Origin of the sequence: Micromonospora palythoicola (genome assembly GCF_036689795.1) — a bacterium.
GTDB lineage: Bacteria > Actinomycetota > Actinomycetes > Mycobacteriales > Micromonosporaceae > Micromonospora > Micromonospora palythoicola.
In genome coordinates this window covers 20,596-33,433 of record NZ_JBAGKI010000011.1, presented here as the reverse complement: position 1 = coordinate 33,433, position 12,838 = coordinate 20,596, and the positions used below count along the sequence as shown (strand labels likewise).

The 12,838-nt window shown below is 71.9% G+C and carries 10 protein-coding genes; 2 read left to right on the top strand and 8 right to left on the bottom strand.

Features of this window, described 5'->3' with window-relative positions; all coding sequences use genetic code 11:
- Positions 1-4: 4 nt before the first annotated feature.
- Both V5O40_RS07275 and V5O40_RS07270 read right to left on the bottom strand, forming a co-directional pair.
- Positions 5-430 (bottom strand): hypothetical protein, encoded by a 426-nt coding sequence (locus tag V5O40_RS07275; protein WP_332904756.1) that lies wholly within the window; start codon positions 428-430, stop codon positions 5-7.
- 188 nt (positions 431-618) lie between these two features.
- Positions 619-3,048 carry a Tex family protein gene (locus V5O40_RS07270; protein WP_408631838.1) on the bottom strand — a complete coding sequence of 810 codons (2,430 nt, stop codon included), beginning with the start codon at positions 3,046-3,048 and terminating at the stop codon, positions 619-621.
- 62 nt (positions 3,049-3,110) lie between these two features.
- Here V5O40_RS07270 and V5O40_RS07265 point away from each other — a divergent pair, with 62 nt between their 5' ends.
- Complete coding sequence (locus tag V5O40_RS07265) at positions 3,111-4,622, top strand: deoxyguanosinetriphosphate triphosphohydrolase family protein (protein ID WP_332904755.1); 1,512 nt, start codon at positions 3,111-3,113, stop codon at positions 4,620-4,622.
- A 34-nt stretch (positions 4,623-4,656) separates the two neighbouring features.
- Here V5O40_RS07265 and V5O40_RS07260 read toward each other — a convergent pair whose 3' ends face one another.
- The 6 genes from V5O40_RS07260 to V5O40_RS07235 all read right to left on the bottom strand — a co-directional run bounded on the left by V5O40_RS07260 (position 4,657) and on the right by V5O40_RS07235 (position 11,720).
- A complete protein-coding gene (locus V5O40_RS07260) occupies positions 4,657-5,808 on the bottom strand; it encodes an MBL fold metallo-hydrolase (RefSeq protein ID WP_332904754.1) in 1,152 nt (383 codons plus the stop codon).
- Positions 5,809-5,860: 52 nt separating this feature from the next.
- Entirely contained in the window at positions 5,861-6,871 is a 1,011-nt protein-coding gene (locus V5O40_RS07255) for a serine hydrolase (RefSeq protein ID WP_332904753.1), read from the bottom strand.
- Between the two features lie 93 nt (positions 6,872-6,964).
- Positions 6,965-8,146 (bottom strand): zinc-dependent alcohol dehydrogenase, encoded by a 1,182-nt coding sequence (locus V5O40_RS07250; protein WP_332904752.1) that lies wholly within the window; start codon positions 8,144-8,146, stop codon positions 6,965-6,967.
- 183 nt (positions 8,147-8,329) lie between these two features.
- Positions 8,330-9,091, bottom strand: coding sequence for a succinate dehydrogenase/fumarate reductase iron-sulfur subunit (locus V5O40_RS07245; protein ID WP_332904751.1), 762 nt, complete (start codon positions 9,089-9,091; stop codon positions 8,330-8,332).
- Positions 9,088-11,025 (bottom strand): fumarate reductase/succinate dehydrogenase flavoprotein subunit, encoded by a 1,938-nt coding sequence (locus tag V5O40_RS07240; RefSeq protein ID WP_332904750.1) that lies wholly within the window; start codon positions 11,023-11,025, stop codon positions 9,088-9,090. Before V5O40_RS07240 ends, V5O40_RS07245 begins: the two co-directional genes overlap by 4 nt.
- A 2-nt stretch (positions 11,026-11,027) precedes the next feature.
- Positions 11,028-11,720 (bottom strand): succinate dehydrogenase cytochrome b subunit, encoded by a 693-nt coding sequence (locus V5O40_RS07235; RefSeq protein WP_332904749.1) that lies wholly within the window; start codon positions 11,718-11,720, stop codon positions 11,028-11,030.
- A 71-nt stretch (positions 11,721-11,791) separates the two neighbouring features.
- Between V5O40_RS07235 and V5O40_RS07230 the strand changes: the two genes are divergently transcribed.
- Positions 11,792-12,730 carry a LysR family transcriptional regulator gene (locus V5O40_RS07230; protein WP_332904748.1) on the top strand — a complete coding sequence of 313 codons (939 nt, stop codon included), beginning with the start codon at positions 11,792-11,794 and terminating at the stop codon, positions 12,728-12,730.
- The last annotated feature ends 108 nt before the right edge of the window (positions 12,731-12,838 follow it).

Genomic DNA, 12,838 nt, shown 5'->3' with positions numbered 1-12,838 from the left:
CCGCTCAGCCGTCCTCGGCATCGAGGCGCTGGCTGAGCAGTTCCGCCAGCGGCAACGATTCGCCGTCCCGACCACCACGGCCGATCACCAGCGGCGGCGGGGAGGGCTCGGGTGCGGCCCCGAACAGCAGCGACCGCAGGCTGGTCGGCACCGTGAGCAGGTAGAAGTTCCCCTGCGCGTCGACCGCCCGGCTGCGCGCCCGGTCCACGTACCAGCCCACGATGCGGGTGCGGTAGCGGTACCGCCCGTCGTAGGACGTGGCGGTGAGCCGAACCGTCGGCAGTCGCCGTGCGGTGGCGTCGGCCGCGAAACGAGCAACCAGCTTCGCCGCCGACTCCTGCTCGGTGGCGCGGGCCCGAGCTTCCGCCTCGGCGTGTGCCCGCACCGCACGCTCCCGCTGCTCCCGCCAGCCCAGCCCGTCGCCATGCACACCCCGACGCTACGCCACCCCTCGCCCCTCGGTGAACAGCCGGGCGGTGAACGCCAGCGCCGCCTCCTCCGCGCCGCTGGTTGCTCGCCCAGGCAGCACCAGCCGGGTGGCACGGCCGATATCCGCGCCCGGCGCAGCCGGTGTGGCGGGCCGGCTCGGAGCCGGCCGACCCGCCGCAGCGCGTCGACTCAGAGCAGGCCAGCCCGGCGCAGCGCGTCGGCCATCGCCCCGTCGGGCGGCGCGCCCCCGCCGCTCCGGTCCTGCCGCACCTGGCCACCGCGACCCTGCCCGCCACGCGCCTGGCCGCCCCGGCCCTGACCGTCGCGGCCGCGCTGGGCGCCGCGCTCCTGCCCGGACCGCCCGCCGCGCTCCTGGCCGCCCTGCCCGCCGCCGCGTACCTGCCCCGTACCACCACGCCCCGCGCCGGGCTCCGCTTCGTCGTCCAGGCGCAGGGTCAGCGAGATGCGCTTGCGCGGCACGTCGACGTCCAGCACCTTGACCTTCACCACGTCGCCGGACTTCACCACGTCGCGCGGGTCCTTCACGAAGGTGCGGGACATCGCCGACACGTGCACCAGCCCGTCCTGGTGCACGCCGACGTCCACGAACGCGCCGAACGCGGCCACGTTCGTGACCACGCCCTCCAGCACCATCCCGGGCGTCAGGTCGCTGATCTTCTCCACGCCCTCGACGAAGGTCGCCGTCTTGAACTCGGGTCGGGGGTCGCGGCCCGGCTTCTCCAGCTCGGCGATGATGTCGGTGACCGTGGGCAGGCCGAACGTGTCGTCGACGAAGTCGGTGGCCCGCAGCCCCCGCAGGATCGCCGACTTGCCGATGATCGACCGCAGGTCCTGGCCGGTCGAGGTGAGGATCCGGCGCACCACCGGGTACGACTCGGGGTGCACGCTGGAGGAGTCCAGCGGGTCGTCGCCGCCGGGGATGCGCAGGAAGCCGGCGCACTGTTCGAAGGCCTTCGGGCCGAGCCGGGCCACCTTCTTCAGCTCCGCCCGGGTGCGGAACGGGCCGTTGGCGTCCCGGTGCAGCACGATGTTCTCGGCCAGCCCGGCACCGATGCCGGAGACCCGGGTCAGCAGCGGCGCGGAGGCGGTGTTGACGTCCACGCCGACGCCGTTGACGCAGTCCTCCACCACCGCGTCCAGCGACCGGGACAGCTTCACCTCGGACAGGTCGTGCTGGTACTGCCCGACGCCGATGGAGCGCGGGTCGATCTTCACCAGCTCGGCGAGCGGGTCTTGGAGGCGGCGGGCGATGGAGACCGCGCCGCGCAGCGACACGTCCAGCCCGGGCAGTTCCTGGGCGGCGTACGCGGAGGCCGAGTAGACCGACGCGCCGGCCTCGGAGACCACCACCTTGGTCAGCTTCAGCTCCGGATGCCGCTTGATCAGGTCACCGGCCAGCTTGTCGGTCTCCCGGCTGGCGGTGCCGTTGCCGATGGCGACCAGCTCGACCCCGTGCGCGGCGGCCAGCGTGGCCAGGGTGTGCAGCGAGGCGTCCCACTGCCGGCGCGGCTCGTGCGGGTAGATCGTGTCGGTGGCGACCACCTTGCCGGTGGCGTCCACCACGGCCACCTTCACCCCGGTCCGCAGCCCGGGGTCCAACCCCATGGTGGGCCGGGCGCCGGCCGGCGCGGCCAGCAGCAGGTCGCGCAGGTTGGTGGCGAAGACCCGGACGGCCTCCTCCTCGGCCGCCTGCCAGAGTCGCATCCGCAGGTCCGCGCCGAGGTGGATGAGGATGCGGGTACGCCACGCCCAGCGCACCGTGTCGGCCAGCCACTTGTCGGCGGGCCGCCCCTGGTCACTCACCCCGAACCGGCCGGCGATGGCGGCCTCGTAGCGGGTCGGCCCGCCGACCACCGCGTCGACGTCGCCGTCGGCCTCCGGGTCCATGGTCAGGTCGAGTACGCCCTCCTTCTCGCCCCGGAACATGGCCAGGATGCGGTGCGAGGGCAGCTTCGGGTACGGCTCGGCGAAGTCGAAGTAGTCGGCGAACTTCGCCCCGGCGGACTCCTGTCCCTCGCGTACCCGGGACACCAGCCGGCCCTGCGACCACATCTGCTCGCGCAGCGTGCCGATCAGGTCGGCGTCCTCGGCGAACCGCTCGATCAGGATGGCCCGCGCCCCGTCCAGCGCGGCGGCGGCGTCGGCCACCCCCTTGTCCGCGTCGACGAAGGTCGCGGCGGTCGCGCGCGGGTCCTGGGTGGGATCGCCGAGCAGCGTGTCCGCGAGGGGCGCCAGCCCGGCCTCGCGGGCGATCTGCGCCCGGGTCCGCCGCTTCGGCTTGTACGGCAGGTAGATGTCCTCCAGGCGGGACTTCGAGTCGGCCGCCATGATCTGCGCTTCCAGGGCCTCGTCGAGCTTGCCCTGGGAACGGATGGACTCCAGTACCGCGGCGCGCCGCTCGTCCAGCTCCCGCAGGTACCGCAGGCGCTCCTCCAGGGTGCGCAGCTGGGTGTCGTCGAGCAGGCCGGTGGCCTCCTTCCGGTACCGCGCGATGAACGGCACGGTGGCACCACCGTCGAGCAGCTCCACGGCCGCGCGTACCTGGCGCTCGGCGACGCCGAGTTCCTCGGCGATGCGCTGATGAACTGAGAGGGTCACGTTGTCGCTCCGCCTTCGGGTGTGGGTTCCGTGGTGCATTCTGCCGGGCTACCGTGGCGATCATGGAACCACCTGTGGAGCCCCGGGCGCGCCGACTCTTCGGCGGCAGCGCGCGGGCCCTCGGCGACCTGGCGACCAGCCCGTTCCGGGCCGACCGGGACCGCATCGTCGGCTCGCCGTTCTTCACCCGGCTCGGCGGGGTCACCCAGGTGATCAGCCCTGGCGGGTCCGGGCTGCTGGTGCACAACCGGCTCACCCACAGCCTGAAGGTCGCCCAGGTGGCGCGGGCGATCGCCGAGCGGCTCACCGCCGACGGCCACCAACGCGACCTGGTGGAGAAGCTGGGCGGCTGCGACCCGGACGTGGTGGAGGCCGCCGCGCTCGCCCACGACCTCGGTCACCCGCCCTTCGGGCACCTGGGGGAGCGGGTGCTGGACCGGCTGGCCCGGCACCGGCTCGGCCTGACCGACGGGTTCGAGGGCAACGCCCAGTCGTACCGGATCGTCACCTCGACCGAGATCCGGGGTGCGGCGACCACCGGCCTGGACCTGACCGCGGCGGTGCGGGCGGCGATGCTGAAGTACCCGTGGACCCGGCTGGACCACCCCGACCCGCACCCCCGGGCGATGGATCCGCCGCCGCGCGGCGCCACCCCACCGCCGGACGACCCGGACAGCGGCTCGCTGAAGTTCGGGGCGTACCGCACGGAGCTGGACGACCTGCGGCAGGCCCGGGCACCGTTCGCCGGCCGGATCGCCGACTGGCAGCAGACCGTCGAGGCGTCGGTGATGGACACCGCCGACGACATCGCGTACGCCATCCACGACGTGGAGGACTTCTACCGGGTCGGTGTGCTCCAGCAGGGCGCGGTGGCCGCCGAGCTGATGGCCTGGCAGCGCGAGGGCGGTCACCTGCGGGCGATCACCGACTCCGCGCTGGCCACCTCGGCCCGCCGCCCCGGCTCGTCGATCGAGCGGCTGCGCCGCCAACTGCACCACAAGGACGCCTGGATCGCCGACGACGAGGCGTTCGCCGCCGCCGTCGAACACGTCCGGGAGGAACTGGTCGAGGGGCTGCTGGCGGTGCCGTTCGACGGTTCGATCGAGGCGGAGCAGTACGTGGCCCGCTTCTCCGCCCGGTGGACCACCCGCTTCGTGGACGCGATCACCGTCGTCGAGCAGCCCGCCGTACGCTCCGGGCACGTGCTGCTGGCTCCGGCGCAGTGGCACGAGGTGCAGGTGCTCAAGTTCGTGCACCATCGGTTCGTGCTGGCCCGCCCGGACCTGGCGTTGCACCAGCGCGGTCAGGCCCGGCTGCTCGACACCCTGGTCGAGGCGCTGCGGGAGTGGCTGCTCGACCCGGAGGAGGAGTCCCGGCTGCCCCGGCGGCTGCACGACCTGGTGGAGCTGGCCGAGGCGGAACTGCATCCACGTACCCCGGACCGGATCGGCAAGGCGCGCGGGCGGGCCATCGTGGACTTCGTCGCCCAGCTCACCGACGGTCAGGCGGTGGCGATGCTGGACGCGCTCTCCGGCCGTTCCGGCGCCCTGTGGACCGACGCCTTCGTCCTCTGAGGCGACCGCCTCGGGCCGTCGGGGCGGCGGCGACTCAGGCGACGGCCTGCCACCAGCCGTCGACCGGCGGCGGGTCGTCGACCACCACCCGCTCGCCGGGTCGTGGCACGGCCAGCCGCACGTCGCGGGCCTTCGCCTCGGCCCAGAGCCGGTCCACCGGCTCTGACCAGTCGTGCAGGGCGAGGTTGAACGTGCCCCAGTGCACCGGCAGGAACAGCCCACCGCGCAGGTCCAGGTGGGCGGCGACCGCCTCCTCCGGGAACATGTGGATGCCGGGCCAGGCCCGGTCGTACGCGCCGATCTGCATCAGCGTCACGTCGAACGGCCCGTGCGCGGCGCCGATCTCGGCGTACCCGCCGAAGTAGCCGGAGTCTCCGGTGTAGTAGACGCGCCGCTGCCGGCCGGCCACCACCCAGGAACTCCACAGGGTGCCGTTGCGGCGCAGGCCCCGGCCGGAGAAGTGCTGGGCGGCGGTGCAGGTGATCTCCAGCTCGGCCACCCGCTCGGTCTGCGACCAGTCCAGCTCGATGATCCGCTCCGCCGGTACGCCCCAGCGGTCGAGGTGGGCGCCGACCCCGAGGGGCACCAGGAACGGCGCCGACTGCCGGGCGGTCAGCTCCCGCACCGTGCCCATGTCGAGGTGGTCGTAGTGGTCGTGCGAGATCAGGATGGCGTCGAGGCGGGGCAGTTCGTCGAGGCGTACCGGCGGTTGGTGCAGCCGGCGCGGGCCGACCGCCGTGGAGGGGGAGCACCTGTCGCTCCACACCGGGTCCAGCAGCACCCGGCGGCCCTCGATCTCGATCAGGGCGGAGGCGTGGCCGTACCAGACGACGTTCAGCTCGCGCGCCGGGTCGATGCCGGTCTCGGCGGCCGGCCGCAGCAGTGGCACGGGTGCGCCCGGCCGACGCTTCTGCTTGCCGAAGAGCAGTTCCCGGAACAGGTTGCGGTCGGAGACGGGCACCATCGTGCGGGTGTCCGCGCGGTTGTGGAAGGTGCCGTCGCGGAACTGTGGCGACCGGGCCGCCCGTTCGGCGCGCGCGCCGGCCAGCCGGCCGCCGATCGCGGCCGGCACGTTGCGCGCGGCCCAGGCGGCGGTGGCGAGCCCGGCCACCGCGGCCAGGCCCGCCACCGACCCGGTGATCCGCCGACCGGTGGTACGTCCGTTCGGCTCGTTCGACGCCCGCATGGTTCCCCCTCGGTTGATCCCCGAGGTCCACGGTAGCCGCCGCCGGCCGGGTTCAGCCGCCGTTGCTGGGCCGGTACGTGGGCTTGCGGTGCCTGGTGCCGGTGCCGCCGAAACCGTCGGTCAGGTCCATGACCCGCCGGCCCCACCGGGCGCGTGCCTGCACAGCCGGGTGGGTGGCGCCGAAGTCGTCCGCGCCGGCCTGCCCGTCGGCGAAGAGGGCGTACGTCACCAGTGGCGCACCGGCGGTGTCGAAGATCACTCCGGCTTCGTGTCGGGCGTCGGCGAACCAGCCGGCCTTGGTGGCGACGCGGGCCCGTTCGGCGGAGGACATCTCCCGGCGTACCCCGTCGGTGAACGCCACCGGTGAGCGCAGCAGTCGCAGCACCCGCTCGGTCGAGGCGGGGGAGAGCAGGGTGCCGGCGACCAGCGCCCGCAGCAGGTCATGGGTCTCCCGGGGCGTGCTGGTGCCCAGGTAGAAGCGGTTCGGATTCGCCACCGGCTGCACCTGCGTGTTCGGGAAGCCCTTCGCGACCAGGATCTGGTTGATCTCGGCGGCCGGGCAGACCAGCCCGCAGAGCCGGACCGCGGTGTCGTCGGAGACGGTCAGCAGGTTCGCCAGGACGTGGCCGACGGTCACCAGACTGGGGTGGGCGCCGTCCAGGCTGAAGATGCCGTCGCCGCCGGTCACCACGATCGCCTCGGTCACCTCCACCTGGTGGTCGATGGCGAGCAGGCCCCGGTCGACCTTGTCCAGCACCGCGACCGCCACGGCGATCTTGTTGACGCTGTACGCCTCGATCCGCAGGTCCGCCGACTCGTCCACCGCGACCAGCGGCCCGTCCGGACCGGCCAGGCTGACGTACGCCTGCCAGTTGCCGCCGGCCCGGGTGCTCACCCGTTGGAAGACCGCGCCGATGCGGGCGGCGAGCCGTTCGCGGTCACTGCCCGCCTCGCCACCCGTGCCCGCCTGCCCGGTCGGTTCAGCGGCGGCGGGCATCGCGGTGCCGAACACGGCGCCGGCCGTCGCCACGGTGCCCAGGCCGAGCGCGGTCCTGCGGTCCATCCGAATGGTCACTCGTCTCTCCCGTCGGTGCCCTGGTGTGTCCAGGACACACCCTAGGCCGAAGGATCGACGTAGGTGACCCCGTCGATGGGCTCACGGGGCGAGAACGACCTTCACGCAGCCGTCCTGCTTCTTCTGGAACATCTCGTAGGCCTGCGGCGCCTGCTCCAGTGGCAGCCGGTGGGTACGCAGGTCGGTCACGCCGAGCGGGTCGTCGTCGGTGAGCAGGGGGATGATCTCGTCGGTCCAGCGCCGCACGTGGCACTGACCCATCCGCACCTGGACGCCCCGGTCGAACATCTCCATCAGCGGCAGCGGGTCGACCTCGCCGCCGTACACGCCGGAGATCGAGACGGTGCCGCCGCGCCGGACGGCCTTGAGCGCGGCCTTGAGCGCGACCAGCCGGTCCACCCCGACCCTGTCGATCATCGGCTGGGCGAGCTTGTCCGGCAGCAACCCGGCGGCGGCCTGGCCGAGCTTGCCCAACGGCGCGCCGTGCGACTCCATCCCGACCGCGTCGATCACCGCGTCCGGCCCGCGCCCGTCCACCAGGTCGATCAACGTGCCGGGCACGTCGTCGAGCTGGGTGACGTCGAGCACCTCCACGCCGTGCCGGCGGGCCATCTCCAGCCGCTCCGGCACCACGTCGAGGCCGATCACCCGGTCCGCGCCGAGGTGGCGGCCGATGCGGGCGCAGAACTGCCCGACCGGGCCCAGCCCGAAGACCGCCAGGGTGCCGCCGGGCGGGGTGTCGGCGTACTTCACCGCCTGCCAGGCGGTCGGCAGGATGTCGGAGAGGTAGAGCCACCGCTCGTCCGGCCCGTCGTCCGGCACCTTGATCGGGCCGAACTCGGCGAACGGAACGCGGAGGAACTGGGCCTGCCCGCCGGGGACCGCGCCGTAGAGGGAGGTGTAGCCGAACAGCGCGGCACCCTTGCCCTCGGCGGTGACCTGGGTGGTCTCGCACTGGGCGTAGAGCTGCCGCTGGCACATCCAGCAGGATCCGCAGGAGATGTTGAACGGCACCACCACCCGGTCGCCGGGCTTGAGCCGGGTCACCCCCGACCCGACCTCCTCGACGATGCCCATCGGCTCGTGACCGAGGATGTCACCCGGCTCGAGGTAGGGCCCCAGGACTTCGTAGAGGTGCAGGTCCGAGCCGCAGATGGCGGTCGAGGTGATCCGCACGATCGCGTCGGTCGGGTCCTCGATCCTCGGGTCCGGCACCTCCTCGACCCGTACGTCCCGCTTCCCCTGCCACGTCAGTGCCCGCATCTCGACTCCCTCTCCGCCACCGTCCCCGCGCCCAACCCCCTACCCCCACCAGCACCCCCTAACCGACCACCCCCCACCATCTCGCAGGGTTGATCATGAGGTTGGCGGCAGTTTGAAGATCAACAACTGCCGCCAACCTCATGATCAACGGAGAAGGTGAGGGGTGGGGTTTGGGGTTGGGGGTCAGGTGCCGGGGGTTTCGGCGTGGCGGGTGGTTGCCGTGAGGTAGTCGCGGTTCAGGCGGCCGATGGTGGTGAGCGGGATGCCCTTCGGGCAGACCACGGTGCACTCGCCGGCGTTGGTGCAGCCGCCGAAGCCGGCCTCGTCGTGCGCGTCGACCATGCCGATCACCCGGGTGTAGCGCTCGGGCTGGCCCTGGGGGAGCAGCGACAGCTGGGTGACCTTGGCGGCGGTGAACAGCATCCCGGAGCCGTTCGGGCAGGCGGCCACGCAGGCGCCGCAGCCGATGCAGGCGGCGGATTCGAAAGCGGCGTCGGCGTCGGCCTTGGCCACCGGTACGGAGTGCGCCTCCGGCGCGCTGCCGGTGGGCGCCGTGACGTACCCGCCAGCGGCGATGATCTTGTCAAAGGCGTTGCGGTTGACCACCAGGTCCTTGATGACCGGGAAGGCCCGGGCCCGCCACGGCTCGATGTCGATCGTTTCGCCGTCGGAGAACTGCCGCATGTGCAGCTGGCAGGCGGTGGTGCCGCGCTGCGGGCCGTGCGCGTCCCCATTGATCATGAGGCCGCACATGCCGCAGATGCCCTCGCGGCAGTCGTGGTCGAAGGCGACGGGCTCCTCACCGGCGAGAATGAGCCGCTCGTTGAGCACGTCGAGCATCTCCAGGAACGACATGTCCGGGGAGACGTCATCGACCTGGTACGTCACCATCCGACCCTTGTCCTGGGGGCCGGACTGGCGCCAGATGCGCAGGGTCAGGTTCACTTGTAGCTCCGCTGCGTGGGGTGGACGTATTCGAAGTTCAGGTCTTCCTTGTGCAATACCGAGGGCTCACCCGTGGCGGTGAACTCCCAGGCCGCGACGTACGCGAACCGCTCGTCGTCGCGCTGCGCCTCGCCCTCCGGGGTCTGGTGCTCGGCGCGGAAGTGGCCGCCGCAGGACTCCTCCCGGTGCAGGGCGTCGATGCACATCAGCTCGGCCAGCTCGAAGAAGTCGGCCACCCGGCCGGCCTTCTCCAGCGACTGGTTCAGCCCCTCGCCGTTGCCCGGCACCCGCACCCGCTGCCAGAACTGGTCCCGCAGCGCGCGGATCTCGTCGATGGCCTTGCGCAGCCCGGCCTCGGAGCGCTCCATGCCGCAGTGCTCCCACATGATCTGGCCCAGCTCGCGGTGGAACGAGTCCACCGTCCGGTCGCCGTCGATCGCGAGCAGCCGCTGGATGCGGTCCTCCACGTCGCGCCGGGCCTCGACCGCCGCCGGGTGGGTCGCGTCGACCTTCTCGAACGGACCGGCGGCCAGGTAGTTGGCGACCGTGTTGGGCAGCACGAAGTACCCGTCGGCCAGGCCCTGCATCAGCGCGGAGGCCCCGAGCCGGTTCGCGCCGTGGTCGGAGAAGTTCGCCTCGCCGATGACGAACAGGCCGGGGATCGTCGACTGGAGGTCGTAGTCGACCCAGAGGCCGCCCATCGTGTAGTGCACGGCGGGGTAGATCCGCATCGGCACCTCGTACGGGTCCTCGCCGGTGATCCGCTCGTACATCTCGAAGAGGTTGCCGTACTTGGCCTCGATGGCCTTGCGGCCCAGCCGGTCGATGGCGTCGGCGAAGTCGAGGTAGACCCCGAGCTTCGTCGGGCCGACGCCCCGGCCCTCGTCGCAGACGTTCTTCGCGGCGCGGGAGGCGATGTCGCGGGGCACCAGATTGCCGAAGGACGGGTAGATGCGCTCCAGGTAGTAGTCGCGCTCGTCCTCGGGGATCTCGCGGGGATCGCGGTCGTCGCCCCTGGCCTTCGGCACCCACACCCGGCCGTCGTTGCGCAGCGACTCGCTCATCAGGGTCAGCTTCGACTGGTGGTCGCCGGAGACCGGGATGCAGGTCGGGTGGATCTGGGTGTAGCAGGGATTGGCGAAGTACGCGCCCTTGCGGTGCGCCCGCCAGGTGGCGGTGACGTTGCAGCCCTTCGCGTTGGTGGAGAGGTAGAAGACGTTTCCGTAGCCGCCGGAGGCGAGCACCACGGCATCGGCGAACTCGCTGGTGATCTCGCCGGTGACCATGTCCCGGACCACGATGCCCCGGGCCTTGCCGTCCACGACGATCAGCTCGAGCATCTCGTGCCGGGAGTTCATCTCCACGTTGCCCAGGCCGATCTGCCGCTCCAACGCCTGGTACGCGCCGAGCAGCAGCTGCTGGCCCGTCTGGCCCCGGGCGTAGAAGGTCCGCTGCACCTGCGCGCCACCGAACGAACGGGTGTCGAGCAGGCCGCCGTACTCGCGGGCGAACGGCACCCCCTGGGCGACGCACTGGTCGATGATGTTGACCGAGACCTCGGCCAGGCGGTGCACGTTCGACTCGCGGGAGCGGAAGTCACCGCCCTTGACAGTGTCGTAGAAGAGCCGGTGCACCGAGTCGCCGTCGTTGCGGTAGTTCTTGGCGGCGTTGATGCCGCCCTGGGCGGCGATCGAGTGCGCCCGGCGGGGGCTGTCCTGGTAGCAGTACGACTTGACCCGGTAGCCCTGCTCGGCGAGCGTGGCGGCGGCGGAACCGCCGGCCAGGCCGGTGCCGACCACGATCACCGTCATCTTGCGGCGGTTGGCCGGGTTGACCAGCTTGGCCTCGAAACGGCGGCGTTCCCAGCGGGTCTCGATCGGCCCGTCGGGAGCCCTGGTGTCGGCGATCGGGTCGCCCTCGGTGAACAGATCCATGGTCAGGACACCAATCCGGTGAGTACGGCGAACGGGACCACGAGGTAGCCGGCGCAGAGCACGACGGCGAAGACCAGCGCCACCACCCGGGCCCGCTGCTCGCCGCGTGGGGTCTGCTGGCCGAGGCTGCGCAGCGCGCTGAACACCCCGTGCCGCAGGTGGAAGCCGAGCGCGACGATCGCCAGGGTGTAGAAGGCCGTGACGTACCAGCGCTGCGGGGCGAAGTCGGCGACCACATTGGCGTACGGGCGGGACGGGTCGCCGACCGGGTTCAGCGTGCCGGTGGTCAGGTCGAGGATGTGGTAGACCACGAAGAGCAGGATGATCACGCCGCCCCAGCGCATGGTCCGGGCCGCGTAGCTGCCCCGGACCTTCTTGCGGTGGGCGTAGCGGACCGGGCGGGCGGCGCGGGCCCGCAACGCCAGCACGGTGGCGGCCCAGATGTGCAGCAGCACCGCCGCCAGCAGGCCGACCCGTTGGATCCACAGGAACCCGGCGCTGGGCAGCAGCGGTACGCCGATGTCACGCAACCAGTGCGCGTAGTGGTCGAACGAGGACGCGCCCGAGAAGATCTTCAGGTTGCCCAGCATGTGGGCGATGAGGAACAGCACCAGCAGGATGCCCGTCACCGCCATGACGGCCTTGAGGCCGACATTCGATCGGATGGGCGACCGGGTTCTCGTCGTGACTACCACTCGACCGACGCTAGGAGGACTTCGATCAGTCGTCCAATGCATCGACACCGCAGTCTTGATAGCCATAAGCTATGAAGATGCAGCTCCATCAGCTGAAGTACTTCGTCGCGGTGGCCGAAGTACGACATTTCACCCAGGCGGCCGACATCGTGGGCATCACCCAGCCGTCGTTGAGTAAGCAAATTCACGCGTTGGAGGACACCCTCGGCGCACCCCTGTTCGAGCGGGTAAGGGGCAACATAACGCTGACCGCGGCGGGGGAGGTGCTGCTGCCGTTGGCCACCCGGATCCTGGCCGACGTCGAGACCGCCACCCGCGAGGTGCAGGAACTCGTCGGCCTGCGGCGCGGCCGGGTACGCCTCGGCGCCACCCCCAGCCTCGCCACCTCGCTCGCTCCGCCGGTGCTCCGCCGGTTCCGCGACGCCCACCCCACCGTCGACCTGCGGATGGAGGAGGGCGGCTCCCAGGACCTGGTCCGTGACCTGCTCCGGGGCGACCTCGACCTCGCACTGATCATCATGCCCGCCCAGGGCACCGACGCCGGCCTGCGGGCCGACCCCATCCTCACCGAGAACCTGGTGGTCGCCTCGGTCGACCCGGTGCCCACCACCACCCCCGGTGCCGACCTGCGCATCACCGACCTGCGCGACCAGCCGATGGTGATGTTCCGCGAGGGCTACGACCTGCGCGACGCCACCCTCCAGGCGTGCCGGGACGCCGGCTTCGAGCCGACTCTGTCGGTGGACGGCGGGGAGATGGACGCGGTGCTCAGCTTCGTCGAGGCCGGGCTGGGCATCGCCGTGGTACCCGGCATGGTGGTGGCCCGCCGGACCGGCATCCGGGTCACCCGGCTGGCCCCACCCGGCGTCCGCCGCACCATCGCGGTGGCCCGCCGCCGCGACGCCGTACCCACCCACGCCGGCCGCGAGCTACGCCGCATCCTGCTCGACTACATCCACACCGCCACCGCCACCCGCCAACTCCCCCCCGGCGTCGAACCCCTCCCCTAACCCTCGCCCTCGCCGTCGCCCCCGCGATCTTGCACTTTCTGTCGCGACAAACCGTACTGAAGAGGGCGAATCAGCGACCAAAACTGCAAGATCGCGGGAGCGGGAGCG

Bases quoted from the DNA above. Each gene is read 5' to 3' on its own strand.
- V5O40_RS07265 (WP_332904755.1), top strand. From the start codon at position 3,111: ATGGAACCACCTGTGGAGCCCCGGGCGCGCCGACTCTTCGGCGGCAGC.
- V5O40_RS07260 (WP_332904754.1), bottom strand. From the start codon at position 5,808: ATGCGGGCGTCGAACGAGCCGAACGGACGTACCACCGGTCGGCGGATC.
- V5O40_RS07255 (WP_332904753.1), bottom strand. From the start codon at position 6,871: ATGGACCGCAGGACCGCGCTCGGCCTGGGCACCGTGGCGACGGCCGGC.
- V5O40_RS07250 (WP_332904752.1), bottom strand. From the start codon at position 8,146: ATGCGGGCACTGACGTGGCAGGGGAAGCGGGACGTACGGGTCGAGGAG.
- V5O40_RS07240 (WP_332904750.1), bottom strand. From the start codon at position 11,025: ATGGATCTGTTCACCGAGGGCGACCCGATCGCCGACACCAGGGCTCCC.
- V5O40_RS07230 (WP_332904748.1), top strand. From the start codon at position 11,792: ATGAAGATGCAGCTCCATCAGCTGAAGTACTTCGTCGCGGTGGCCGAA.